This is a genomic window from Burkholderia cepacia ATCC 25416 (assembly GCF_001411495.1).
In the GTDB taxonomy this organism is placed as follows: domain Bacteria; phylum Pseudomonadota; class Gammaproteobacteria; order Burkholderiales; family Burkholderiaceae; genus Burkholderia; species Burkholderia cepacia.
Map to the genome: position 1 here is coordinate 1,119,563 of NZ_CP012981.1, position 26,143 is coordinate 1,145,705.

The 26,143-nt window shown below is 68.3% G+C and carries 21 protein-coding genes; 7 read left to right on the forward strand and 14 right to left on the reverse strand.

Annotated features, from left to right (window positions below; genetic code table 11):
- The first annotated feature begins 27 nt into the window (after positions 1-27).
- On the forward strand, positions 28-654 hold the full coding sequence (locus tag APZ15_RS05050) for a DUF2239 family protein (RefSeq protein WP_027788613.1): 627 nt from the start codon (positions 28-30) through the stop codon (positions 652-654).
- Positions 655-671: 17 nt separating this feature from the next.
- A complete protein-coding gene (locus APZ15_RS05055) occupies positions 672-2,009 on the forward strand; it encodes a carotenoid oxygenase family protein (RefSeq protein ID WP_027788612.1) in 1,338 nt (445 codons plus the stop codon).
- Between the two features lie 13 nt (positions 2,010-2,022).
- On the opposite strand, the gene APZ15_RS05060 is transcribed toward APZ15_RS05055, so the two are convergent.
- From APZ15_RS05060 to APZ15_RS05075, 4 genes are read right to left on the reverse strand one after another with little or no spacing between them, the layout of a single operon-like run.
- Positions 2,023-3,189, reverse strand: coding sequence for an ABC transporter permease (locus APZ15_RS05060; protein WP_027788611.1), 1,167 nt, complete (start codon positions 3,187-3,189; stop codon positions 2,023-2,025).
- 8 nt (positions 3,190-3,197) lie between these two features.
- Positions 3,198-4,352: an ABC transporter permease gene (locus APZ15_RS05065; protein ID WP_027788610.1), complete on the reverse strand. Its 1,155-nt coding sequence runs from the start codon at positions 4,350-4,352 to the stop codon at positions 3,198-3,200.
- A 21-nt stretch (positions 4,353-4,373) separates the two neighbouring features.
- Entirely contained in the window at positions 4,374-5,072 is a 699-nt protein-coding gene (locus tag APZ15_RS05070) for an ABC transporter ATP-binding protein (protein WP_027788609.1), read from the reverse strand.
- Between the two features lie 7 nt (positions 5,073-5,079).
- A complete protein-coding gene (locus tag APZ15_RS05075; RefSeq protein ID WP_027788608.1) occupies positions 5,080-6,285 on the reverse strand; it encodes an efflux RND transporter periplasmic adaptor subunit in 1,206 nt (401 codons plus the stop codon).
- Between the two features lie 371 nt (positions 6,286-6,656).
- Here APZ15_RS05075 and APZ15_RS05080 point away from each other — a divergent pair, with 371 nt between their 5' ends.
- Positions 6,657-6,890, forward strand: a complete 234-nt coding sequence (locus APZ15_RS05080; RefSeq protein ID WP_027788607.1) for an invasion associated locus B family protein — start codon at positions 6,657-6,659, stop codon at positions 6,888-6,890.
- 79 nt (positions 6,891-6,969) lie between these two features.
- On the opposite strand, the gene APZ15_RS05085 is transcribed toward APZ15_RS05080, so the two are convergent.
- Positions 6,970-7,749: a Mut7-C RNAse domain-containing protein gene (locus APZ15_RS05085; RefSeq protein WP_027788606.1), complete on the reverse strand. Its 780-nt coding sequence runs from the start codon at positions 7,747-7,749 to the stop codon at positions 6,970-6,972.
- A gap of 21 nt (positions 7,750-7,770) precedes the next feature.
- On the opposite strand from APZ15_RS05085, the gene APZ15_RS05090 reads away from it, so the two are divergent.
- Together APZ15_RS05090 and APZ15_RS05095 are read left to right on the forward strand one after the other, a co-directional pair.
- The gene (locus tag APZ15_RS05090; RefSeq protein WP_226113955.1) at positions 7,771-8,715 is read left to right on the forward strand and encodes an NAD(P)-dependent oxidoreductase; all 945 of its coding nucleotides are present in this window, start codon (positions 7,771-7,773) and stop codon (positions 8,713-8,715) included.
- A 75-nt stretch (positions 8,716-8,790) separates the two neighbouring features.
- Entirely contained in the window at positions 8,791-9,432 is a 642-nt protein-coding gene (locus APZ15_RS05095) for a LysE family translocator (protein ID WP_027788604.1), read from the forward strand.
- A gap of 76 nt (positions 9,433-9,508) precedes the next feature.
- On the opposite strand, the gene APZ15_RS05100 is transcribed toward APZ15_RS05095, so the two are convergent.
- Entirely contained in the window at positions 9,509-10,804 is a 1,296-nt protein-coding gene (locus tag APZ15_RS05100; RefSeq protein ID WP_027788603.1) for an MFS transporter, read from the reverse strand.
- A 97-nt stretch (positions 10,805-10,901) separates the two neighbouring features.
- Between APZ15_RS05100 and APZ15_RS05105 the strand changes: the two genes are divergently transcribed.
- The gene (locus APZ15_RS05105; protein WP_027788602.1) at positions 10,902-11,831 is read left to right on the forward strand and encodes a LysR family transcriptional regulator; all 930 of its coding nucleotides are present in this window, start codon (positions 10,902-10,904) and stop codon (positions 11,829-11,831) included.
- Between the two features lie 184 nt (positions 11,832-12,015).
- On the opposite strand, the gene APZ15_RS05110 is transcribed toward APZ15_RS05105, so the two are convergent.
- From APZ15_RS05110 to APZ15_RS05140, 7 genes are all read right to left on the reverse strand, one after another.
- On the reverse strand, positions 12,016-12,849 hold the full coding sequence (locus APZ15_RS05110) for an OmpW/AlkL family protein (RefSeq protein ID WP_027788601.1): 834 nt from the start codon (positions 12,847-12,849) through the stop codon (positions 12,016-12,018).
- An 18-nt stretch (positions 12,850-12,867) separates the two neighbouring features.
- Positions 12,868-14,118 (reverse strand): DUF2957 domain-containing protein, encoded by a 1,251-nt coding sequence (locus tag APZ15_RS05115; protein WP_027788600.1) that lies wholly within the window; start codon positions 14,116-14,118, stop codon positions 12,868-12,870.
- Between the two features lie 139 nt (positions 14,119-14,257).
- A complete protein-coding gene (locus tag APZ15_RS05120; protein WP_027788599.1) occupies positions 14,258-15,691 on the reverse strand; it encodes a DUF2957 domain-containing protein in 1,434 nt (477 codons plus the stop codon).
- 437 nt (positions 15,692-16,128) lie between these two features.
- Entirely contained in the window at positions 16,129-17,079 is a 951-nt protein-coding gene (argC, locus tag APZ15_RS05125; RefSeq protein ID WP_027788598.1) for an N-acetyl-gamma-glutamyl-phosphate reductase, read from the reverse strand.
- Positions 17,080-17,220: 141 nt separating this feature from the next.
- Entirely contained in the window at positions 17,221-17,793 is a 573-nt protein-coding gene (locus APZ15_RS05130) for a flavodoxin family protein (protein WP_027788597.1), read from the reverse strand.
- Between the two features lie 231 nt (positions 17,794-18,024).
- Positions 18,025-18,645 (reverse strand): YbhB/YbcL family Raf kinase inhibitor-like protein, encoded by a 621-nt coding sequence (locus tag APZ15_RS05135; RefSeq protein ID WP_027788596.1) that lies wholly within the window; start codon positions 18,643-18,645, stop codon positions 18,025-18,027.
- A gap of 239 nt (positions 18,646-18,884) precedes the next feature.
- Positions 18,885-19,571, reverse strand: a complete 687-nt coding sequence (locus APZ15_RS05140) for an orotate phosphoribosyltransferase (protein WP_011546659.1) — start codon at positions 19,569-19,571, stop codon at positions 18,885-18,887.
- A 458-nt stretch (positions 19,572-20,029) separates the two neighbouring features.
- Here APZ15_RS05140 and APZ15_RS05145 point away from each other — a divergent pair, with 458 nt between their 5' ends.
- Positions 20,030-22,300: an NADP-dependent malic enzyme gene (locus APZ15_RS05145; RefSeq protein WP_027788595.1), complete on the forward strand. Its 2,271-nt coding sequence runs from the start codon at positions 20,030-20,032 to the stop codon at positions 22,298-22,300.
- Between the two features lie 142 nt (positions 22,301-22,442).
- Here APZ15_RS05145 and APZ15_RS05150 read toward each other — a convergent pair whose 3' ends face one another.
- Positions 22,443-26,033 (reverse strand): indolepyruvate ferredoxin oxidoreductase family protein, encoded by a 3,591-nt coding sequence (locus APZ15_RS05150; protein WP_027788594.1) that lies wholly within the window; start codon positions 26,031-26,033, stop codon positions 22,443-22,445.
- Positions 26,034-26,143 lie beyond the last annotated feature (110 nt).

Consider the following 26,143-nt stretch of genomic DNA (forward strand, 5'->3'; position numbering starts at 1 on the left):
TCCGATTCCTGCCTGCAGGCGACCACGATGACAACCTCCACGCTTCTTCCTTCGTACACGGTGTTCGACGGCCACCGGCGGCTCGCGACGGGCCCGCTCGTGTCGGTCGCGCTCGCGGCCCGGGAGGCCGGCGACGCGGCCGCCGGCACGATCCTGATCTTCGACGACGCGACCGGCCGCTCGATCGACCTCGACCTGCGCGGCACGCCGGACGAGATCCGCGCGCGCTTCGCGCCGCCGTCGGGCGACGACGCATCCGCGGCCGTCGGCGAGCCGGCCGGCGCGGGCGAACCGCGCGGCCGCGGCCGGCCGAAGCTCGGCGTCGTGTCGCGCGAGGTCACGCTGCTGCCGCGTCACTGGGAATGGCTTGCCGCGCAGCCGGGCGGCGCGTCCGTCGCATTGCGCAAGCTTGTCGAGGACGCGCGGCGCACGCATGCGGCGGCCGATCGTCTGCGCGACGCGCAGGCGCGCGCCTACCACTTCATGTCGGCGATGGCGGGCGACCTGCCCGGTTTCGAGGAGGCCGCGCGCGCGCTGTATGCGAACGACCTGGCGCGGCTCGCCGGGCTGATCGCCGGCTGGCCGGACGACGTGCGCGACCATGCGCTCGCGCTGGCGCGCGGCGATCTGCCGCCGTCCACCGACGACTGCTGAAAGGAGCTTCCGACGCAATGACCGTATTCGACCTGAACCGTGGCGCGATCGCGCCGGTGGCCGACGAGGCCGATCTCGTCGACCTGCGCGTGACCGGCGCCGTCCCGCACGATCTCGACGGCACGTTGCTGCGCAACGGCCCGAATCCGCCGGGCGGCCGCTTCGAAGGGAACGACATGCTGTCGTGGTGGCCGGAAGCCGCGATGCTGCACGCGATCGCGTTCGAAGGCGGCCGCGCGACCGGCTACCGCAACCGCTGGGCACGCACGCAGCGCTGGGCCGCGGTGCATGCACCCGGGCAGGCGCCGCATCTTCCCGACACCAATCCGAACGTGAACGTGCTGCAGCATGCGGGCGAATTGCTCGCGCTGGCCGAGGGCGGCGCGCCGCTCGCGATCACGGCCGCGCTCGATTCGCTCGGCGCGCCGGCGCGGCACGCGGGCCTTGGCGGCGGGATGACCGCGCATCCGAAGGTCGATCCGGTAACGGGCGAGCTGATTGCTTTTCGAGCGGACTGGCGTGCGCCGTGGCTGCGCTACGGCGTGGCCGACGCGCAGGGCGTGCAGCGCGTCGAGATCGAAATCGACCTGAACGCGCCGTCGATGATGCACGACCTCGCGATCACCGAAACCCGCAGCCTGCTGCTCGACCTGAACGTCGGCTACGACTTCTCGCTGCTGAAGCAGGGCCACCGGATGCCGCTGCGCTGGCACGACGACCGGCCCGCGCGCATCGGCGTGATCCCGCGCCACGGCGGCGCGGTGCGCTGGTTCGGCATCGAGCCGTGCTTCATCCAGCACGTCGTGAACGCGTACGACTGCGACGCGTCGTGCATCGTGCTCGATGCGGTGCGTTATCCGTGGTTCCTGCGGCTCGACGCGCGCACGGGTCGCTTCGCCGACAACCCGGTCGGCGAGCTGTGGCGCTACGTGATCGATACGGCGAACGGGCTGATCGACGAAGGGCCGCTCGCCGACGGCGGCATCGAGATGCCGCGCATCAACGAAAGCCGCACGGGGCGCCGCTACCGCTACCTGTATGCGGTGGAACAGCCGAACAATGCGGAAATGCGCGGCGTGATGCGCTTCGACCACGCGAGCGGCACGACGACGCGCTATGCGGTGCCGGCCGGCGACCAGAACAGCGAGCCGGTGTTCGTGCCGCGCCCGGGCGGCGTCGACGAGGACGACGGCTGGCTGCTGGTGATGGTCTACCGCGCGGCGACGGATACCAGCGACGTCGTGATCCTCGATGCGCGCGCGATCGACGCGGGGCCGGTCGCGACCGTGCACCTGCCGCGCCGCGTGCCGGCCGGGTTCCACGGCGCGTGGGTGCCGCGCGAGCGTCGAACGTGAGCGGCTGCGCGCGTCACTGCGCGCGCAGCGCGTCGACGATCTTCAGCCGCGCGGCGCGCATCGCCGGCAGGAACCCGCCGACGAGCCCCATCACGAGCGAGAACAGCAGCGTCTTCACGACGATCGCGGGCGTCAGCACGAAGCGGAACGACAGGTCCGCGAAGGTCTGGAAGTTGGTCGTCGAGAACGACGCGAACTGCATCAGCGACGCGCACGCGAGCCCCGCGACGCCGCCGACGAAGCCGAGCAGCAGCGCTTCCAGCAGGAACGCGGCGAGCACGTTCGTGCGCTTGAAGCCGAGCGCGCGCAGCGTGCCGATCTCGGCGACGCGGTTCGCGACCGATGCGTACATCGTGATCATCGCGCCGATCATCGCGGCGATCGAGAAGATCGTCGACAGCGTGATGCCGAGGATGTTGATGAACTTCGACAGCGCCTTCGACTGGTCGCCGTAGAAGGTCTGCTCGCGTTTCGCCTCGTCGGTCAGCCGCGGGTCGACGTCGATGTCGGCCTTGAAGCGCGCGAAGCCGTCGGCGCTCGGGATGCGCAGCACCATCGACGAATAGCTGGTGCGCCGGAACGACTGCATCAGCTGGTCGACGTCGCCCCAGATCTCCGAATCGAAGCCGCTGCCGCCCGCGTCGAAGATGCCGACGATGGTCCAGTCGCGCTGCGCGAAATGCAGGCTGTCGCCGAGCTGCGTGCCGCTGAAGCCTTTCGCGATCGCGCTGCCGACGATGATTTCCGACGAGCCGGGCGCGAACATGCGGCCGGCGGCGAGCGTCACGTGCGGGCGCAGCGCGAGGCCGGCCGACGACACGCCGCGGATCACGACGTTCGACGGCTTGCCGGTCGACGTCTTCACCAGCGAGATCAGCACGACCGCTTCCTTCGACACGAGCGGCCGGCCGTCGGGGCCGGGCGCGACGGCCGGGTGCATCTCGAGCGCATTGGCCTGCTGATGGTCGATCGAGCTCTGGATCTCGGTTTCGGCGCCCTTGCGGATCACCACCGCGTTGTCGGGTTCGCCGGTCGAGACGAGCGTCTTCGTGAGCCCCGCGTCGAGCATCTGCACCGTCGCGAACACGAAGATCACGAGCGCCATCCCGCCGGCGGTCAGCGCGGTGGTGAGCCGCCGGGTCCACAGGTTGCGCGCGATGTAGTTGAGCGGGATGGCCATGCGTGTCGTTATCCGATCGCCCGCAGGCCTTCGACCACACGCACGCGCGCCGCCTGCCACGCCGGCACGATCGCGGCCGCGAAGCCGACCGCGACCGAGCACGCGGCCTGCAGCGCGACCGTCCCGGTCGACACCTTGAACACCGGGAAGATGCCGCCTGCCGCCTGCTTGAACAGGCTCGCGGCGGGCGGTGTCGCGAGGATCCCGAGCCCGCCGCCGGCCACCGCGATCACGACCGATTCGCCGAACACGATCAGCGCGAGGAATCCGGGGCCGAAGCCGAGCGCCTTCAGCGTCGCGTATTCGGCCGTGCGTTCGCGCGCGCTCATCGCCATCGCGTTCGCCATCACGGCCATGATGATCAGGATCACCACGTACGACACCAGGCGGATCGCCGCGATGATCTGGTTCGACATCGCGACGAAGCCGAGCTGGAACGCCTGCTCGGTTTCGGTCAGCGTCTCGGCGAGCGAGTTCCTGAACACGGCGTCGACGTTGCGTGCGATCGCCGCGCCGTCGTCGGGGTTCGCGACGCCGAGCACGAATACGCCGACCTGGTCGGCCTGCTTCGGCGTGCGCTGCCGCACCGTCTCGTTCAGGTATTCCCAGTGAAACACCAGCTGGCGCGTGATCGTCGAATCGTCGCGGCCGTCGAGAATCCCGCGCACGACGAAGTCCCACGTACCCGGATAGATCGTGCCCTTCAGCGGGATCACGTCGCCGACCTTGAAGCCGAACTGATCCGCGAGCTGGCGCCCGACCAGGCAGCCGCGCCGGTCGCGGTTGTAGTCGGCGCGCTGCTGCCCGGGCACGATGAATTCCGGGTACAGGTCGAGGTAGTTGTCCGATACCGCGAAGCTCGCGAAGAAGTTCTTCGGGTCGCGGTAGATGCCGCCGAACCAGTTCGAGCGCACCACGGCCGTCACGCCTTCGACGCCGCGGATCCGGTTCTCGTAGCTCACGGGCAGCGGAAACACGAGCGAGATCGCGTTGCGCGTGACGAGCCGCCCGCTGGACGCGGCGGCCGCGCCCGCGTACCACGCGTCGACCACCGTATGCAGCAGCCCGAACGCGAGCACCGCGATGGTGAGCCCGAGCACGGTCAGCAGCGTGCGCAGCCGGTGCCGCAGCGCGTTGCGCGCGATCAGCTTCAGCACGTACATCGCGCGCGCTCCCGCAGCCGGTCAGCCGGCGTGCCCATCGATCAGCTCCCCTTTTTCCAGGTGCACGAGCGAGCGCGCGGCGCCGGCCGCGTGCGCGTCGTGGGTCACCATGATGATCGTCTTGCCGAGCTCGGCGTTCATCCGCTGCAGCATCGCGAGCACGTCGGTGGCCGACGCGCGGTCGAGGTCGCCGGTCGGCTCGTCGGCGACGATCAGCACGGGGTCGGTGATCAGCGCGCGCGCGATCGCGACGCGCTGCTGCTGGCCGCCCGACAGCTCGGACGGGTAGTGGCTCGTGCGGTCGCCGAGGTTCACCATGTCGAGCACGAGCTCGACGCGCTCGCGCCGCTCGCGGCGCGACAGGTGCGTGAGCATCAGCGGCAGCTCGACGTTCTCGAACGCGGTGAGCACCGGCATCAGGTTGTAGAACTGGAAGATGAAGCCGACGTTCGCCGCGCGCCATTCGGCCAGTTGCGCCTCCGCGAGCAGCGAGATGTCGAGCCCGCCCACGCGCAGCTCGCCGCTGTCGGGCCGGTCGATGCCGGCCACGAGGTTCAGCAGCGTGCTCTTGCCGGAGCCGGACGGCCCCATCAGCGCGACGAAGTCGCCTTCGCCGATGTCGAGCGTGATGTCGGTCAGCACGGGCACGATCTGGTTGCCGCGCCGGTACGACTTCGCGACGTGGCTGAGCTCGACGAGGGGCGGCGGGGCGTCGTTCACGCGTGCGCTACTTCTTCGCGACGGTCACTTTCGCGCCGTCCTTCAGCTTCGTGCCCGGCGCGAGCACGACCGTGTCGCCGGGCTTCACGCCGCGGATCGCGACGAGCTCGCCGATCCGCATGCCGGCGGTCACGGCCGTTGCATGCACGACGTCGTCCTTCACGACGAACACGACCGGCCGGCCGTCGCGCTCGACCACCGCGCTCGCCTGCACGGCCGTCACGGGCTGCCGGTCCTGTGCCGACACCGGCTTCGACAGGAACGCGATCTTCGCGCTCATGTCGGGCAGCACGCGCTCGTCGCGGTCGACGAAGCGCACCTTCACGAGCACGGTGGCCTTCGAGCGGTCGACGGTCGGCACGATGCGCGACACGCGGCCAGCGAAGCGCATGTCGGGCAGCGCGTCGAGCTGGATCTCGCACGGCTGCTCGGCGCGGATCTTCGCGATGTTCGATTCGGCGACGTCGGCCTCGACCTCGAGCGTGTCCATGTCGGCGATCGTCACGACCGCGCCCTTGCTGTCCGACGCGGACGAGAACGGCGTGATGTTGTCGCCGACGTTCGCGTGTTTTGCGAGCACGATGCCGTCGAACGGCGCGCGGATCACCGTCTGGTCGACCGCGACCTGCGCGGCCTGCGCGTTGGCCTCGGCGGACGCGATCGCGGCCTGGTCGCTGCTGAGCGATGCGCGCGCCTTGTTCACGCGGGCCGTGTCGATGTCGAGCTGCGCGGCCGGCACGGCGCCCTTCGGCGCGAGCGCCGCGGTGCGGCGGAACGCGATTTCGGCGTCCTTCAGCTCGGCCTGCTGCACGCCGAGGTTCGCGCGGGCGACCTTCACCTGGGCGAGCGCCTGCGAGAGCGACGCCTCGACGTCGCGGCTTTCGAGCCGCGCGATGATTTCGTCCTTCTTCACGCGCGTGCCTTCCAGCACGCCGAGCCATTCGACGCGCCCCTGGCCCTTCGACGCGACCGCGGCCTTGCGCTGCGGCACGACGTAGCCGGTCGCATTGAGCTGCGTGTCGTTCTGGTACGGGTAGGCGGACGTGACGGTGGTGGTATCGACGGCCGGCCGGCCGGTCAGCGCGAGGCCGGCGGCGATCGCGACGACGACGATCGCGGCGGCGGCCGCATAGCGGGGCCACCGGCGCGGGCGGGGCGCCGATGCGAGCGGACGCCGGTCGATCTTCAGTTTGTCCAGATTGTGATCGGGCAATTTGAGCGCCTCGAGACGGCGGCGGCCCCGTATCGGTATCGGGGCCGGCCGCGATCCGGTTTCCGGGGAAAGGGACGGATGGACGCCAGTATAAGCGTCGCCCCGGCGGCGTGCGAGCGCGTTTGCGGCGCCGCGGCGGCGGCGGCCGAACCGGTCACGGACAGGGAAATACGGGTACGCCTCCGGGGAAACCCGAAGGGTGCAAGCAACGTGTCAACTCGCCGCGAATGCGGTGCGTTATGGAACCAGTGCGTCAGGTTTTGTCGCGACGGAACGGCGGAAGCCGGCCTCGCGGCCTGGGGCTCCGATGCGAATGCCTCGCATCTTTACTTACCGGTACGTTTGATTTTTTCTCCGCTAAAGGAAGAACAATGAAGAAGACGCTCGCTTCGATCATCGCTGCAGCATTCGCGCTCGCATCGGTTTCGGCATTCGCACAGGAAGCAGCATCGGCACCGGCAGGCGACACGTCGGCTGCTGCACCCGCCAAGAAGGATCACAGCAAGCCGAAGCACCAGCTGAAGCACCACGGTTCGAAGAAGGGCCAGGCGAAGGCTGCAGCCGCATCGGCCGCCGGCACGAACGACGCAGGCACGCAGAACTGAGCGGCTTGCCGCCACGGCCGGCGTTGCCGGTCATCGGTCGGCCAACCCCGCATGCTCCGGCATGCGGGGTTTTGTTTTTTCAGGCGCCCGATTCGCCCGATTCGCCCGGTTCGTCGAGCCGGACGGGCGGCGGCGCGCGCATCGCGTCGACCACCGTGCGCATGCGCCGCCAGTGCGAGCCTTCCCAGAACACGCGCCGGCACACGTCGCACGCGGCGAAGCGCCGGTGCCGCTGCCGGACGCCGGCCGGCACGCGCGGCGCGGCGGCGGCCGCGTCGAGCGGATGCAGCGGGGCGTTGCAGCGCAGGCATAGCCGGAACGGGCGCATGTGCGGCGCGAGATCGAGCCGCTCGAACAGTTCGCGCAGCTGGTCGGCCGGCTGCAGCGCGTGCAGGTAGCAGCCGCGCTCGACCGCACGCCGCTTGAGCAGTTCGCGGTCGCGGGTCAGCACGATCCGGCCCTCGCGCGCGGCGAGCGCCGCCAGTTCGTCGTCGCGGTAGTGGTTGTCGTAGCAGGTGTCGAAGCCCGCGAGGCGCAGCAGTTGCGCGAGGCCGCCGAGATGCGCGTCGGCGACGAAGCGCCATTGCCCCGGTGGCGGCGCGGCGACTCCGCGGGCTGCCGGTTGCGCGCGCTCCGGAAAGGCTTCGACCCGGTCGCCGTCGTCGAGCGGCCGGTCGAGCGCGGCCGGCGCGTCGTTGATGCACAGCCGGCCGATTTCGGTATGCGGGACGCCGAGCGCCTCGATCGCGTGCTTCACCGTCGCATCGCGCGCGCAGGCGTGCCCGAACGCGCGGTCGCGCTGCGCGCGCGGGAGAAACGCGTTCAGTTCGTCGTGGAAGCGGAAGGTCGCGATCGCCATGCGCGCAGTATGGCACCGCGCATGGCCGGCCGCGTGCCCTGCAGGCACCCCGCATCTGTGTTTAACTCCCCGCTTCACGGAGCGAAGGAGCGGGAAATGGATCTCGGATTTATCGGGCTGGGCGAAATGGGGCAGGCAATCGCGACGAACCTGCTGAAGGCCGGACACACGGTGCGGGTCTGGAACCGGTCGCGCGAGCGCGCCGAGCCGCTGGCCGCGGTCGGCGCGCAGATCGTCGACACGCCGGCCGACGCGTTTCGCGGCGACGCGGTGTTCTCGATGCTGGCCGACGATGCCGCCGCGCGCGAGATCTTCGACGATGCGCTGCTCGCGCAGGCGCCGCGCGGCCTGATCCACGTCAACATGGCGACGGTGTCGGTCGCGCTGGCCGAATCGCTCGCGCACGCACATGCGTCGCGCGGCATCCATTACGTCGCCGCGCCGGTGATGGGGCGCCCCGATGTCGCGGCCGCCGCGCGCCTGACGATCATGGCGGGCGGCCCGGCCGAGGCGATCGACCGCGTGCAGCCGCTGTTCGACGCGATCGGCCAGAAGACCTGGCGGTTCGGTTCGCTGCCGCAGCACGCGAACGTCGCGAAGATCGCCGCGAACTTCACGCTCGCGTCGGCGATCGAGACGCTCGGCGAGGCGTCCGCGCTGCTGGGCGCGCACGGCGTCGCGATGCGCGACTTCCTCGACGTGATCACCGGCAGCGTGTTTCCGGGGCCCGTCTACGAGGGTTACGGCTCGATGATCGCCGAGCGGCGCTACGAGCCTGCGCGCTTCAAGGCGCGCCTCGGGCTGAAGGACGTTCGCCTGGCGCTGGAAGCCGGCGACGCCGTGTCGGTGCCGCTGCCGGTGGCGAGCGTCGTGCGCGACAACCTGCTCGACGCGCTTGCGCACGGCGGCGGCGAACAGGATTTCGCGGTGCTCGGCGAAGTCGCGCTGCGCCGCGCGGGCCGCTGATCCGCCCCGCGACAGAAGTCGGGCGCACCGGCATAATCGACGTTTCGTTTTCCTTGCATCGAGGCAGAGGCAGTCATGAACTTGCATACGTGGTGGCTTTTCGTGGCGACGGTGTTCGTCGTGTCGGCGATTCCGGGCCCGAACATGCTGCTGGTGATGACGCACGGCGCGCGCCACGGGCTGCGGCGTTCGGCATGGACGATGGCAGGCTGCCTCTCCGCGCTGGTGCTGATGCTGTCGGTGTCGGCGGCGGGCCTCGGGGCCGTGCTCGAGGCTTGGCCGGCGATGTTCAATACGTTGCGCTTCGCGGGCGCGGCCTACCTGATCTACCTCGGCGTGAAGGCGTGGCGCGCACGCGTGGACGACGAGCAGCCTGCCGCCGACGTCGAAACCGTGTCGCGCCAGGCCACGCCGGGATCGCGCGGGGTGCTGTTCCGCAACGGTTTCCTGGTCGCGGGCAGCAACCCGAAGGCGATCCTGTTCGCGGCCGCGCTGCTGCCGCAGTTCATCAACGCGGCCGAGCCGACGCTGCCGCAATTCGGCATTCTCGTCGTCACGTTCGCGGTGATCGAGGTGAGCTGGTATCTCGTCTACGCGTCGTTCGGCACGCGCATCGGCGCGACGCTGAAGAGCCAGAGCGTTGCGAAGATCTTCAACCGGCTGACGGGCGGGCTGTTCGTCGGCTTCGGTGCGATGATGGCGCTGGTCCGTCACTGATTTCGATCCGACACCGGTGCGCCGAACGCCCCGTCCCTCGCGAGAGGGCGGGGCGTTCCGCTTTTTGGGGCTCGCTTCACGCGCGCGGGCGAGTCAACGCCGCTGTGCCGGCGCCGCGTCCGGCCGAGCGCCCGAAGACGGCGGCCGCGCCGGCGAACGCGAACCCGACGCCGCACACCGCGCTCCACCCGCCCCACGCCCACGCACTGCCTGCGAGCGCCGCGCCGAGCGCGCCGCCGATGAAGAACAGCCCGACGAACAGCCCGTTCAGGCGGCCGCGTGCGGCCGGGTTCAGCAGGTTGATCGCGCGGCGGCCGATCGTCTGGTCGACGATCACGCCCGCGTCGAGCAGCGCCGCGCCGCCGGCCAGCAGCGCGAGCGCGAGGCCGCGATGCGCGTGCGCGTCGAAGCCGAACCAGCCCGCACCCGCGATCCCGAGCAGGGCGAGTGCCACGAGCATCGTGCCGTGCGCGATCCGTTGCGCGGCCGGCCCGTGACCGCGGTCGCCGGCGCGGCCCGCGAGCGGCGTGACGATCGCGCCGCTCGCGCCGGCGAACGCGAACCATGCGATCCCGTGCAGGTCGAGGCCGAACGGCGGCTGCGCGAGCCGCAGCCCGACCGCGGTCCAGAATGCGCTGAACGCGGCCATCGCGAGCGCGGCCGACAGCGCATGCCGGCGCAGCACCGGCTCGTCGGCCAGCAGGCGCCCCATCGACGCGAGCAGCGCGCGGTAGCCGGCCGTGATCGACGGCGTGCGCGACGGCAGGCGCAGGGCCAGCACGACGGCGATTGCAGCGTTCGCAAGCGCGGCCAGCAGATAGAAGCCGCGCCAGCCGACCGAGCCCGCGATCAGGCTCGCGAGCGGCCGCGACAGCAGGATGCCGAGCATCAGCCCGCTCATCACGTTGCCGACCGCGCGGCCGCGCTGCGCCTCGGGTGCCATCGACGCGGCCATCGGCACGAGCATCTGGATCACGCTCGACGCGCCACCGGCCACGAGGGTGGCGAGCAGGAACACGGTGCCCGACCGCGTGAACGCGGGCAGCGCGAGTGCAGCCGCGCATACGGCCAGCGTCGCGACGATCAGGCGGCGGTTCTCGAGCAGGTCGACAAGCGGCACGAGCAGCACGAGCCCGGCCGCGTAGCCGAGCTGCGGCAACATCGCGACGAGGCCGGCAAGGCCGGGCGGCAGATGCAGATCGGCGCTGATCGGGCCCGTCAGCGGTTGCGCGGCGAACAGGTCCATCACGATCACGCCGACCGTCGCGGCGAAGAACAGCGTCATGCCCGCGCTCAACGCGGGCGGCGTGCCGGCGGGCGTGCTTTCGGGCATGCGGACGGCGGCGGGGCAAGGGTTGGCGGGGCAGTTCATCGGAAGCCTGGCGAGTGAGTCGAAGGAGTCCCCATCGTAGGTGCCTGATGTTTATGCGACAATTGAAATATCTCTAACATGATTATGCGAGTTTGTTTTGAATACGCGTGATCTCCAGGCGTTCGTCGCGGTGGTCGACAGCGGGTCGATGGTCGCCGCGGCCGCGAAGCTCCACCTGACGCAGCCGGGCCTGACGCGGCGCGTGCAGAATCTCGAAACGCTGCTCGGCATGTCGCTGCTCGAACGGCAAAGCAAGCCGCTGAAGCCGACTGCCGCCGGGCGCGACGTCTACGCGCTCGCGCGCAACGTGCTGGGCGCGGTCGACGAGCTGATGGCGGCGGGCGCGCCGGACAGCGAGCCGTCCGGCGAGCTGCGCATCGGCGTGCCGCCGTTCCTGTCCGAGCTGGCGCTCGAGCAGCCGATCGACCGGCTGCGCGACGCGTTCGGGCGCCTCACGCTGCGCGTGACGGCCGGCTGGTCGCCGGCGCTGATGCAGGGCATCGAGCGCGGCACGCTCGACGTCGCGGCCGTGATGGTGCCGGCGAGTTCGGTATTGCCCGATACGTTCACGTCGACGCTGCTCGGCACCCAGCCGACGGTGCTCGTCGCCGCGCGCGACTTTCCGCTGCCCGACGGCCCGTTGTCGATCGACATGCTGTCGCGTTTTCCGTGGGTGCTGAGCCAGGACGGCTGCGGGATGCGTTCGGCGCTGAGCCGCACGCTCGGCGCGGCCGGGCTGCCGTTCGACGTCGCGGTCGAGGCATTCGGCTCGGAGCTGCAGCTGTCGCTCGTCGCGCGCGGCGCGGGCATCGGCATCGCCGCGCCGAACGCGCTGGCGCGCAGCGCGCACCGCGACGCGCTGAGGGTGGTGGAAACGGCGGGACTGGAGACGCGGATCAACGTGTGGATCGTGCACGGCGCGCTGCCGGGCCGGCTGGTGCGGCCCGTCGCGCTGCTGCGCGATGCGCTGGGCGAAGTGCTCGACCGGGAAAGCAGGGTGGGGTCAGATGCAGTGAAGGCGATCTAGAGTCGGCATTCGAGGGAAAGTCCGTATTTTCTCTACGAAAATGTTGCAATGCGGAAACCGATTCGCTAGAATTGCACCTGTCTCCTCCATGTCTCCTCTGATATGGATTCAGCCCGCCTCTTAGGCGGGCTTTTTTTTGCCTGCGATTTTGCCGCGGCATGCCATGCGTCGTCCGTCGCGGCGCTCAGAACTTGTACGTCATCCCGACGTAGCTGATGATCGGGTCGGCCTTCAGGTCCGATTTCGATTCCGAGAGCACCGTGCCGTCGGCCGCCTTGATCGTCACCGTCGACGTCGTCTTCAGCGGGATGTACGTCACCGACGCGATCAGCCCGAAATGCTCGGTCATGTTGTACTGCAGGCCGGCGTTGAACACCGGCTGCCATGACGACGACGCCTTCGCCTCCACCGATGTCGTACCCGGCTTGCCCGCGCCCGCCGCGAGAATCGCGCCGAGGTTGTCCTGGGTCTGCTTGATGAAGTTCGTGTTGAGCTGAAGGTCGCTGAACCAGTTGTACGACACGCCGAGGCCGAGGAACGGCCGGAACTTCGCGGTGGCCTGCCCGAAGTAGTACTGCAGCAGCACGGCCGGGCTCCACTGCCGCACGCTCTTCACGATCGGGTTGACCGACGCGAGCCCGATGTTCTGCGTGCCGAGCGCGCCGGCCGGGCCGGGCGGCCTGATCGTGCCCTGGCCCGACACCTTGAACACCGGCGGCACGCCGGCCACCGACGTGACCGCGATGTGGTCGGTCAGGAAGTGGCTGACCGTCAGGCCGACGGTGTCGGCGCCGCTCGTGTGCAGCCCGGTGCCCGGCGACGTGAACGACGGCGGCAGCCGCAGCGGCGTGTTGATCGGTGTCGGTGCGACGTTGGTCGTCATCGGCGTGCTGCTCTGCTGCGGCATCACGTGGAACCAGCCCAGCGTGACGACGTTGCTGCCGGCGCTCTGCGCGTGCGCCGCGAGCGGCGCCAGCACGGCGGCGCCGGCCGCCGCGCAGAGAAGGGTTTTCTTCATCACGGCATTTCCCTCCGCTTACTGGACGAATGCGCCGATCGTGAAATACGGCGTCGATCCCGCGTTGTCGAGGAAACCGAACACGCCGCCCGAGAAGATGAACTTGCCGGTCGGCGACGTGCTGCCCGAACCCGTGTGGATTGTCGTGACCGTGCCCGGCACCTTCTGCGTGTAGTCCAGGTCGAGCGCGGTCGCGAGCGATGCCTGCGACGGCTGGAACGGATCGAGCAGCGTGGCCTGCTTGTCGATCAGCGCGGTGGTCCGGTAATCGAACTGGCTGTCGACGCCGATGTATTCACCGTTCTGCGAACCGGCCGCGATGGCCGTCTGCGGCGCGAGGATCGAGATGCTCGATTCGTCGTCGGCGGTGAGGCCCGGCACCCCGTTGCTGTCGGGCGTCGGGTTCGGATTCGCCACCCCGGTGCGCACGAGGATCGGCACGAGCTGGTTGCGCAGCTTGCCGACGATCATGAAGGCCTTGCCCTGCGGCGTCGTCGACAGCGTCGGTTTCAGCTGGCTCGCATAGTTGTTCGACTGGAATGCGCCGCTGCCGTCCGCCGACTGCACGAAGTTCGTGCCTCGCTGCGTGCACGCGCCGCCGGCGAACTGGCCGGTCGAGTCGCACTTGGTCCAGGTGCCGTCGGCGTTGATCGTCACCTTCGCGTCGATCGATGCCGGCGCGAAGTTCTGCGACGGCACTTCACCGAAGCCCGTGTGACTGTACGTGCCCGCCACCTTCGTGATGTCGGTTTCGATCGACGAGAAGCCGATGAACGGGTAGTACGGGAATTTCGTGTCGGGCACCGCGGCCTGGCCGAGCACGCCGTTGAACTGGATCTCCTTGCCGGGAATCGTGCCGCCCGCGACGCCCATGCCGACGAAGATGCGCGCCGGGCGCGACGGATCGAGGCTCGCGCCGTTCAGGCGGAATGCGCACTGGTTCAGCTTGTTGGTCGGCAGCAGCGTTTCCTGCGTGAGCGTGCCGCTGTCGACGGTGCCCGCGCGGGTCGGCACGACGGTGCCGGTCGTTTGCGGAACCGGCGATTCGACATAGGTGACCTGCCAGGTCATCTTGGTCGTGTCGAGCTGGACCTTGGCGAGTTCGCCGCTGCCCGCACCGCCCGTAAACACGGTGGTGTAGTCGAGCGAGGCAGGGCAGAGCCGGTCTTCGACGAGCGGGGGCGGATTGTCGCCGCCGCTGCCGCTGCCGCCGCAGGCAGAAAGAAGGGGGGCGGCAAGGGCCGCCGCCAGAATGAGGTTGCGCTTCATGTTGCTCCTCCAGATTTGTCTTGTGCGGCGGCCAGCTCCCTGTCGGCCGCTTCTGTTGCTTGTGCTCGTCCTGCTTGCGCCGTGCCGCGCGCTCGTGCGTCACGCGACGGCGGCCAGCCCGCCGTCGCGTCCTCGTCCGCTACTTGCTGATCTGCGCGCCCACGCCGAAGTACGGTGTCGACGAAGTCGTCGAGTTCGCCGACGTCGACGTGACGCCGCCGTTCACCGTGCCCTGGATCAGCGCCGCGTACAGCCCGCCCGTCGCGATCACGACGCCAGTTGCGGACGGGTAGTTCGTGCCGGGCGGCGGCTTCGGCGTCGTCGTCGCGTTCAGCAGGCCCGGCGTCGCCTGGCCGTAGTCGAGCGAGAAGCCGTCTTCCTCGACCTGCGTGCTCGGGTTGATGAACGACGCGTTGCTGCCGCGGATCAGGGCCGCCGTGTACTTGAAGTTCGAGTCCGCGCCCGCGTAGCCGCCGTCGATCGCGCCCGACTGGATCGCCGTTGCCGCACCGAGCACCGCGATGCCCGATTCGTCGTCGACCTGCGCGTCGGTATACAGCGGCGGCGTGCCGAGGTTCACGTTGCCCGTACGCACGATCACCGGCACCGTCGCGCCGTTGAGCTGGCCGATCACCATATGCGCGGTGGCCGACTTGCCGGTCGCGCCGACGATCGGCAATTGCGTCTGCGGCAGCGTCTGCGGCGCCTTCGTGCTGTCGAAGTAGCCGCCGTTCGCGCTCGTCTTCCACGGGTCGCCGGTCGTCTGGCAGCCGCCCGCGCCGCTCGACGTGCACGCGCCGTTCGCATCGAACGTCTCGCTCGAGTTCGTGCCTTTCGTCGCGTAGTCGCCCGACGGCACCAGGTGGTAGATCAGCGCGTTGTACGTACCCGGCAGCTTCGACAGGTCGGTCGTCGTGTTCGCGAAGCCGAGGAACGGATAGAAGTCGAAGTGGCGGTTCGGCACCTTGCCGACGTCCTTTGCCACCACGATCGGGCCGATGGCGATCGTCAGCCCGTCGTACTGGATCGTCGCGCCGGGAATGCCGCCGCCCGCGACGCCCATGCCGACCAGCAGCATCGGCGGGTTCGCCCGGTTGAAGTCGGCGGCCGTCGAGTACGTGGCGCCGCCCGGCGCCTTGCCCGTGCCCGGCGTGAGGATGAATGCGCAGCGCGTCTGCTCGGCGGTTGGCAGCGTGCCGGTCGGCGGGTGCATGACCGCACCGGTGATCGTCGTGCCGGCGCGGCTCGGCGTGACCGTGCCGGTCGCGAGCGGAATCGGCGATTCGAGCCACTTGAGCGTGTAGGTCATCGCCACGGCGTCGATGTTGACGCTGACGATCTCGCCGCTACCGGCGCCGCCGAGGTACGTGCTCTTCACGATGTCCGCGTTGGCCGGGCACAGCGCGCCGTTGACGGGCTGCGAAGGCGGCGGCCCTTGCGTGCCGCAGCTCGATCCGGAACATTGGGGGGCATTGATCGGCGCGGGTGCGCCGCCGTCCCCCCCACCACATGCAACCAGGAAAGGGGCAATGGCAAAGGCCGTTGCCACCCCCTTCGATAAGGCGTGCGACATGCCGCTGTCTCCAATCGTTTAATTGTGCGAGCTAATGTCGCTGCCTGGATTTTTGCTGTCAATTGATGAACCCGTCTAAAAAAGGCGATTGAAACGGGCATCGTGTTTTGAATCCTTGTCTGACACGGTATTCAGTAAGAATTAAAACGTGCGACAGGCTGCCTGAAGCTGCCGGAGTGGGGAATGTGCGACGCCGGACAGGCCGGCGAAGAGCCTTCCCGCATATAACGGCAGCGTTTAAAGCGGTCGGTATCCGGTTTATCCCTATTCGGGATTGACTGGATAAAGAGGGGGTGGAATTAATTCACTGGTAATCGCGCAATCGAAAGCTTGTAAATATTTGTAAATGCGCGATCGGTAATTTTTTTATATATTGCGTGATACCGGTAAATAAAAAGCCGGCCAGTGGCCGGCTTTGCATTGCATGCGATGTTGAATCAGCGTTTGAGACCCGCATCCTCGGCCGCGCCGATGTTCAGGTTCATGCACTGGATCGCGGCGCCCGATGCGCCCTTGCCGAGGTTGTCGAGGCGCGCGACCGTGACGAAGCGCTCTTCGTTGCCGAACACGAACAGGTCGACACGGTTCGTGTCGTTGTTCGCCTGCACGTCGAAGAAGCCGCCGTCGAGGTTCGCGTCCGCATCGAACGGCGCGACGCGCACGAAGGCTTCGTCCGCGTAGTACTCGGCGAACACACGCTGCACGTCCTGCGGCGTCGCGCGTTTCGCGAGCTGCCCGGGCGTGAAGTAGGTCGTCACCGCGAGGCCCTTCAGGAACGGGCCGACGATCGGCGTGAAGATCGGCGGGTTCGCGAGGCCCGTGTGCGCGGCCATTTCCGGCAGGTGCTTGTGCGTGAGGCCGAGCGCGTACGGGCGCGGGCTCGCGAGCTTGCCGCCCGGCGCCGCGCTTTCGTAGTCGGCGATCATCGACTTGCCGCCGCCGCTGTAGCCGGTGATCGAGTAGCTGTGCGCGGCGAACGTCGGTGCGACGATGCCCGCATCGACGAGCGGACGCATCGCGAGCACGAAGGCCGATGCATGGCAGCCCGGCACCGCGATGCGCTTCGACGTGCGAATCTTATCGCGCTGCGCGCGGGTCAGTTCCGGCAGGCCGTAGGCCCAGTCGGCGCTGGTGCGGAACGCGGTGCTCGCGTCGATCAGCGTCGTGTTCGGGTTCTCGACGAGCGACGCCGATTCGCGCGACGCGACATCCGGCAGGCACAGGAACGTGACGTCCGACGCGTTGATCAGGCGGCGGCGCTCTTCGACGTCCTTGCGCTTCGCTTCATCGATGCGCAGGATCTCGATGTCGCTGCGTGCCGACAGGTATTCGAAGATCTTGAGGCCGGTCGTGCCTTCCTGGCCGTCGACAAAAACTTTGGTGCTCATTTCGCTCTCACTGAATGAAACGGGGCCCGCGCCCTGAATCCGCCATTTTAAGACGTCATCCGGCGGGCCTGCATCGCGCGGGTCGAAAAAAAGACGGCCGGCGGGCCGTCTTGTGTCCCTTTGACGCACACCGGCGCGTGCTCAGACGCGGCCGGCGACCCAGCGGGCCGTCGCTTCGGCGACCCGCCGGCCGAATGCCTTCCCGGTTTCGAGGTCGCCCGGCAGCGGGCCTTCGTCGGGCGTCGCATCGGCCGGCGACTGCGCGAGCAGGCCCGTCGAGCCGCCCAGGTAGTTGATGTCGTTGCGCGTGGCCGCCTTCGAGTTGGCCGGCATCAGGCTCGTGCCGACCCACACCATCCCATGCTGCATCGACAGCGTGACGAAGTATTGAATCGTCGAGAACTTGTCGCCGTTCATGGTCGCGGAGTTCGTGAAGCCCGCGGCGATCTTGTCCTTCCATTTCTGCGTGAACCACGCTTTCGACGTCGCATCGGCGAATTGCTTGAACTGCGCCGACGGGCCGCCCATGTAGGTCGGTGCCCCGAAGACGATCGCGTCGGCCGCGTCGAGCGCGGCCCAGCCCGCGTCGTCGACGTCGCCGACGGCGAGCAGGCGCACGGTCGCGCCGGCGTCCTGCGCGCCCGCGTGAACGGCCTCGGCCAGTTTCTGCGTGTGACCGTAGCCGCTGTGATAGACGATGACGATGTTCGACATGAGGCGTTCTCCGGAAAGGAACGGGAACGGCGGCCGTTGCGGCACGCCGGGTCACGCGTCGCCGGCCGGCGACGCGACGGATGCGCGGCGTGGCGCCGCGACCGGTGACGACGAGTCTAGCAAGCCGAAATGACGCGAAAACACGCGGGCGCGGAATACGCTCGGAGTGCGCCAGTGCGCGGCGGCAGGCAATTGCGGCGGCGCGCGGCAGGGGACGATGCCCGTCACCCGTTATTGCCCGTAGTTGACCGTGAGTTGCGCGGTGCCGATCGCCAGCGTGCCGATCTCGTGCTCGAACATCGGCGCGGGGCGCCCCTGCGCGACGCGCAGGTCGTCGCCCTTCAGCGCGTAGACGGTGACCACATAGCGGTGCGGCTTGCCGGGCGGCGGGCACGGGCCGCCGTAACCGTCGATTCCGAAGTCGTTGCGCGCTTCGCTTGCACCGATGCGCCGCAGGAAGCCGGATGCGCTCGCGTCGGCGGGCAGGCTCGTGACTGTCGCGGGAATGCCCGCCACGGCCCAGTGCCACCAGCCGTGCCCCGGCGCGTCGGGATCGAAGATCGTGACCGCGTAGCCGCGCGTGCCGGGCGGCGGGTTGTGCCAGGCGAGCTGCGGCGAGTGGTTGCCGCCCTTGCAGTCGCCGCGGTCGAACACGTTCGCGGCACGGACGCGCCCGCCCGGCGTCAGGTCGTCGCTCGTCACGGTGAACGCGCCTTCTGCATGCGCGGGCACGGCGGCGAACGCGGCGGCATAAAGGAGGACGAGGTGGGCGAAGAGAGCGAGGAGGGCGGCAAGGAACGGCGACGGGCGACCCGATGGCGCAGGCGGAGTGATCCGGCGATCCACACGCATATGGCGCTTCTCCCGTCACGTGGGCCGGATCGATGCTTCCGGCGTTGTTGGCGTTGTGCGTTGCCCGCGCAGCTGATGGCGACGATGGATCAAGTCTAGCATTAGGGTTCGATGAGCGATGCACGCCGCGACCCATGGTCGCGATCGTTTGCTGCGCGAATCGGCGGACAAAAAAAACCGCCCGCGATGAAGCGGGCGGCTTGTTCAGCCAGGACGCCGGCCTGCGGGCCGGCGCGGCGTCATTCCTTCGGGGCCGTCGCGCCGCCGTGCGCCGCCGACCACTCGGCCGGTGCGTGCAGGAATTTCTCGACTTCGTCGAGCGTCTTCGTCTCGAAGTAGCCCGAAGCCTTCGCGACGCGCAGCACGTCCCACCACGTGGCGAGCGCGTGCAGGTCGACGTCGATGTCCTTCAGGACCGACACGCTTTCCTTGAAGATGTCGTAGTGGAACAGCACGAAGCAGTGGTTTACGGTCGCGCCCGCGGTGCGCAGCGCGTTGACGAAGTTGATCTTGCTGCGGCTGTCGGTCGTCAGGTCTTCCACGAGCAGCACGCGCGAGCCTTCTTCCAGATGGCCTTCGATCTGCGCGTTGCGGCCGAAACCCTTCGGCTTCTTGCGCACGTACTGCATCGGCACCATCATCCGGTCCGCGATCCATGCCGCGAACGGGATGCCGGCCGTCTCGCCGCCCGCCACCGCGTCGATCTGCTCGAAGCCGATGTCGCGCGTGATCGTCGTTTCTGCCATTTCCATCAGCGCGCGGCGCACGCGCGGATACGAAATCAGCTTGCGGCAGTCGATATAGACGGGGCTTGCCCAGCCGGACGTGAAGATGAACGGTTTTTCTGCGTTGAAGTGCACTGCCTGCACTTCGAGCAGGATTTTGGCGGTCGTATCCGAGATCGACTGACGATCGTAGCCTGTCATGGGCATTCCTTGGGTGATGAGCGAAGAGCGGGCGCGGGCCCGGTGGCGCAGCAAGGGGAACCTGCCCTGGGGGCCGGGGCGCGATCGGAGGGCCAATCGCATCGCTGCGCGCGTAGCCGGCTATTTTACCCGATTCAGGCCGGTTTTCGGCGGAATTCACGCGGGTTCGCCGCTCGGCTCACCACCGGCGAAACAAACGGGGCGGGACCGCTCGCGCTGATGCGGAGGATGCGGCGCTGCACCAACGGAGGTCATTTAGGGGGTGTACACTAGGCGACCCTTAGAAATCGTTCAGTACTTTGTACTTTCCTCTTGCCATCCGCCAAGGTTCGATGGCGTGCCGACCCGGCGCGCTGCGTGCCGTCTCGCAGTCGACCATCCCCTCGATTCAAGCAGACGCGGCCCAAGGTGCTGTGTACTGAACCGTCAATATTTCGCATGTCTCTCGCAGGTCAATCATGGACGAACAACTGAAGCAGGCGGCACTCGCCTATCACCAGAATCCGAAACCCGGCAAGATTTCGGTCACCCCGACCAAGCCGCTGTCGAACCAGCTCGACCTGTCGCTCGCGTATTCGCCGGGCGTCGCCGCTGCGTGCGAAGCGATCCACGCCGATCCGCTCGATGCGCAGAAGTACACGTCGCGCGGCAACCTCGTCGGCGTCATCACGAACGGTACGGCCGTGCTGGGCCTCGGCAACATCGGCCCGCTGGCCGCGAAGCCGGTGATGGAAGGCAAGGGCTGCCTCTTCAAGAAATTCGCGGGCATCGACGTGTTCGACATCGAACTGTCGGAATCCGACCCCGACAAGCTCGTCGAGGCGATCGCGATGCTCGAGCCGACGCTCGGCGGCATCAACCTCGAGGACATCAAGGCGCCGGAATGCTTCTACATCGAGCAGAAGCTGCGCGAGCGCATGAAGATCCCCGTCTTCCACGACGATCAGCACGGCACCGCGATCATCGCGTCGGCCGCGATCCTGAACGGCCTGAAGGTCGTCGGCAAGAAGCTCGCCGAAGTGAAGCTCGTGTGCTCGGGCGCGGGCGCCGCAGCGATCGCGTGTCTGGACCTGCTGGTCAATCTCGGCCTGACGAAGTCGAACATCCTCGTCGCCGATTCGAAGGGCGTGATCTACGAAGGGCGCGGCAATCTCGATCCGTCGAAGCAGCGCTATGCGGCGACCACCGACGCACGCACGCTCGCCGACGCGATCGTCGGCGCGGACGTGTTCCTCGGCTGCTCGAGCGCGGGCGTGCTGAAGCAGGACATGGTCAAGACGATGGGCGACAAGCCGCTGATCCTGGCGCTCGCGAACCCGGAACCGGAAATCCGCCCGGAAGACGCGAAGGCCGTGCGCCCGGACGCGATCGTCGCGACCGGCCGTTCGGACTACCCGAACCAGGTCAACAACGTGCTGTGCTTCCCGTTCATCTTCCGCGGCGCGCTCGACGTTGGCGCGACGACGATCACGGAAGAAATGAAGCTCGCGTGCGTGCGCGCGATCGCCGAACTGGCGGAAGAAACCGACCAGAGCGAGGAAGTCGCGAAGGCGTATGAAGGCCACTCGCTCGAATTCGGGCCGGACTACCTGATTCCGAAGCCGTTCGATCCGCGCCTGATCATCAAGATCGCGCCGGCCGTCGCGCAAGCCGCGATGGATTCGGGCGTCGCCACGCGTCCGATCCAGGACATGGACGCCTACCGCGAGCAGCTCGGCGCGACCGTCTACCGCACCGGCATGGTGATGCGCCCGGTGTTCGCGACCGCGAAGCAGAAGCAGGCGCGCATCGTGTTCGCCGAAGGTGAAGACGAGCGCGTGCTGCGCGCCGCGCAGTTCGTGCTGCAAGAAAAGATCGCGAAGCCGATCATCATCGGCCGTCCGTCGGTCGTCGACATGCGCCTGCAGAAGATCGGCTCGAAGCTCAAGGCCGGCACCGATTTCGAAATCGTCGATCCGGAAGACGATGCGCGCTACCACCGCTACTGGCAGGCGTATCAGGAGATCGGCGCGCGCGACGGCGTGACGCCGGAAGTCGCGAAGGCCGCAATGCGCAAGTTCAACACGCTGATCGGCACGATGCTCGTGCACCTGGGCGATGCGGACGGGATGATCTGCGGGATGATCGACACGTTCCACAGCCACCTGAAGTTCATCGAGCAGGTGCTGGGCCGCGCGAAGGGCGCCGAGCACTTCGCCGCGATGAACCTGCTGATGCTGCCGGGCCGCAACCTGTTCGTGTGCGACACGTACGTGAACGAGCTGCCGAGCGCCGAACAGCTCGCCGACATGACGATCCAGGCCGCGGCCGAGATCGAGCGCTTCGGCATCGCGCCGAAGGCCGCGCTGCTGTCGAACTCGAACTTCGGCAGCGCGCCGTCGGCGTCGTCGCGCCGGATGGGCGAGGCCCGCAAGCTGATCGTCGAACGTGCGCCGAACCTGGAAGTCGACGGCGAAATGCACGGCGACGCGGCGCTGTCGGAAATGATCCGCAAGCAGGCGTTCCCCGGCACGACGCTGTCGGGCGAAGCGAACCTGCTGATCATGCCGAACGTCGAAGCGGCGAACATCGCGTACAACCTGCTGAAGATGGTCGGCGGCGAAGGCGTGACGGTCGGTCCGTTCCTGCTCGGCGCGGCGAAGCCGGTCCACATCCTGACGCCGGCTGCGACCGTGCGCCGGATCATCAACATGACGGCCGTTGCCGCCGCGAACGTGAACACGAAGTAAGTCCACGCCTGCGTGTGTCGCGCTTCAGGCGCGGCGCAAGGAAAAACGCCACGGAACCTGCGTTCCGTGGCGTTTTTTTATTGCGAATCGCCGGCCGGGGCGGGCGTTCGAACCGCGAATGCCCGCGCCCGTCGGCCGGCCGTCACGCGACCTGCTGGTGCGACTGGCCGCCTGCCGGCGCCCGCCACTTCGCGAGCAGCGTGCTCCACTTCTGGCGTACCGCGCGCAGGTTGTTCTCCTTCACGTGGCCGTAGCCGCGAATGCCGTCCGGCAGCGCCGCGAGCTCGAGGGCGAGCGGGCGGTTGGCCGCGTTCAGCCTGGCCAGCACTTCGTCGATCAGCGCTTCGTACTCGCCGATCAGCGCGCGCTCGGAGCGGCGTTCCTCGGTGCGGCCGAACGGGTCGAGCCCCGTGCCGCGCAGGAACTTCGCCTTCGCGAGCCAGCGGAAGGCCGTCATCATCCACGGGCCGTACGCCTTCTTCACCAGATGGCCGTGTGAGTCCGTCTTCGCGAACAGCGGCGGCGCGAGGTGGAATTTCAGCTTCCAGTCGCCTTCGAACTGCGCGGACAGGCGCGCGAGGAACGCGGGATCGGACTGCAGCCGCGCGACCTCGTATTCGTCCTTGTACGCCATCAGCTTGAACAGGTTGCGGGCGACTGCTTCAGTCAGCTGCTCCTGCACCGTGTCGCCGTCCGCCAGTGCACGCTCGGCGGCGCGCACCTTGTCGACGAACGCCGCATAGCGCGCCGCATACGCGGCGTTCTGGTACGCGGTGAGGAATTCCACGCGCTTCGCGATCAGTGCGTCGACCGCCTTCTTCGTGTGCAGCGCGATCACCGTGGCGCCTTGCGCGGGGCGTGCGTCGCCGGCCGCGGCCTGCTTCACGCTCGCCAGGTCGTACGCGGCGCGGCGGCCCCAGTCGAATGCCGCACGGTTCTTCTCGACCGATACCGCATTCAGCTCGATCGCGCGGACGAGCGACACGAGCGTGAGCGGCAGCCAGCCTTTCTGCCATGCGTAGCCGAGCACGAACGGGTTCGTGTAGATCGCGTCGCCGAGCAGCGCGACCGCGAAGCGGTTCGCGTCGATGAAGTCGACCGCTTCGCCGGCCGCCGCGCGGATGTCGTTCTCGGCGGACAGGCCCGGGAATGCCCAGTTCGGGTTCTTGATGAACTCGGCGGTCGGCGTCTGCGCGCTGTTGACGACCACGCGCGTCGCGTCGTGCCGCATCCGCGACGTGCACTCGTCGCCGGCCGTGACGATCGCGTCGCAGCCGATCACGAGGTCGGCCTCGCCCATCGCGATCCGCGTCGCATGGATGTCGGTCGGCGCGTGCGAGATCTGCACGTGGCTCATCACGGCGCCGCCCTTCTGCGCGAGGCCGGTGACGTCGAGCACGGTCACGCCCTTGTTCTCCAGGTGCGCGGCCATCCCGAGCAGCGCGCCGATCGTGACGACGCCCGTGCCGCCGACGCCCGTGACGAGCACGCCGTATGCGCGGTCGATGTCCGGCAGCGTCGGTTCGGGAATGGGCGGCAGTGCGTTGCCGTCGACCGACACGGCTTTCGGCTTCTTCAACTGGCCGCCCTCGACCGTGACGAAGCTCGGGCAGAAGCCCTTCACGCACGAGAAGTCCTTGTTGCAGCTCGACTGGTTGATCTGGCGCTTCGTGCCGAATTCGGTTTCCAGCGGCTCGACCGACAGGCAGTTCGACTGCACCGAGCAGTCGCCGCAGCCTTCGCACACCGCGTCGTTGATCACCACACGCTTCGCCGGGTCCGGATAGGTGCCGCGCTTGCGGCGGCGGCGCTTCTCGGTCGCGCAGGTCTGGTCGTAGATCAGGATCGTCGTGCCTTCGATCTCGCGCAGCTCGCGCTGCACGTCGTCGAGCTGGTCGCGATGATGGATCGGCACGCCCGGCGCGAGCAGCGCCTTCTGGCTGTCGTACTTCTCCGGCTCGTCGGTGACGATCACGATCTTCTTCGCGCCTTCCGACGCGAGCTGGTGCGTGATCTGCGGCACCGTCAGCACGCCGTCGACCGGCTGGCCGCCCGTCATCGCGACGGCGTCGTTGTAGAGGATCTTGTAGGTGATGTTCGCTTTCGACGAGATCGCCGCGCGCACCGCCAGCAGGCCCGAGTGGAAATAGGTGCCGTCGCCGAGGTTCGCGAACACGTGCTTCTCGTCCGTGAACGGCGCCTGGCCGATCCACGGCACGCCTTCGCCGCCCATCTGGCTGAAGGTGCTCGTGTTGCGGTCCATCCACACGGTCATGTAGTGGCAGCCGATGCCGGCGATCGCACGCGAGCCTTCCGGCACGTTGGTCGACGTGTTGTGCGGGCAGCCCGAGCAGAACCACGGCTTGCGCTCGGTCTGCACGTGCGGCTTCGCGAGCGCCATTTCCTTCGCGTTGATCACCGCGAGCCGCGCGGCGATGCGCGCGCGCACGTCGGACGGCAGCTCGAACTTCTCGAGGCGCGTCGCGATCGCCTTCGCGATGATCGCGGGCGACAGCTCGTAGTGCGCGGGCAGCAGCCAGTTGCCCATCGGTACCGACCATTCGCCGCCGGCGCCGTCCTTTTCGTCGAACTTGCCGAACACGCGCGGCCGCTGGCCGTCGGGCCAGTTGTACAGCTCTTCCTTGATCGCGTATTCGAGGATCTGGCGCTTTTCCTCGACGACGAGGATTTCGTCGAGGCCGCGCGCGAACGCCTGGGCGCCCTGCGCTTCGAGCGGCCACACGCAGCCGACCTTGTAGAGCCGGATGCCGATCCGCGCGCAGGTTTCGTCGTCGAGGCCGAGGTCGGTCAGCGCCTGGCGCACGTCGAGGTAGGCCTTGCCGCCGGTCATGATCCCGAAGCGCGCGTTCGGCGAATCGATTTCGATGCGGTCGAGCTTGTTCGCGCGCACATAGGCGAGCGCCGCGTACCACTTGTAGTCGAGCAGCCGCGCTTCCTGCACGAGCGGCGGGTCGGGCCAGCGGATGTTCAGGCCGCCTTCCGGCAGGATGAAGTCGGTCGGCAGCACGATCTCGGTGCGATGCGGGTCGATGTCGACCGATGCCGACGATTCGACCACGTCCGTCACGCACTTGAGCGCGACCCACAGGCCCGAGTAGCGGCTCATCGCCCAGCCGTGCAGGCCGAAATCGAGATATTCCTGCACGTTGGACGGGAACAGCACGGGCAGCCCGCAGGCCTTGAAGATGTGTTCGGACTGGTGCGCGAGCGTCGACGATTTCGCCGCGTGGTCGTCTCCGGCGAGCACCAGCACGCCGCCGTGCTGCGACGAGCCGGCCGAGTTCGCGTGCTTGAAGACGTCGCCGGTGCGGTCGACGCCCGGGCCCTTGCCGTACCACATGCCGAACACGCCGTCGTGCTTCGCGCCGGGGTAAAGGTTCACCTGCTGCGAGCCCCACACGGCGGTGGCGGCGAGATCTTCGTTGAGGCCGGGCTGGAAGACGATCTGGTGGGCCGCCAGGTGCTGCTTGGCTTTCCAGAGCGACAGATCGAGGCCGCCGAGCGGCGAGCCGCGGTAGCCGGAGATGAAGCCGGCCGTATTGAGACCGGCGGCGCGGTCGCGTTCCTGCTGGAGCATCGGCAGGCGCACGAGGGCCTGGATGCCGCTCATGTACGCGCGACCGCGCTCAAGTGTGTATTTGTCGTCAAGCGTGACGGACTTCAGCGCGGCTTCTAGCGACGCGCGTTGGTCTGCGTCTAGCGGGGCATTCATTAACTGTCTCCTCCACCCGGTCTGGGATCACCAAAACTTCGGTTGCGTCGGCATCTTTTGGATGCGTCGGCAGTGGCCGGCATGTTCGCCGGTTTTAAGCGATGGTAGCA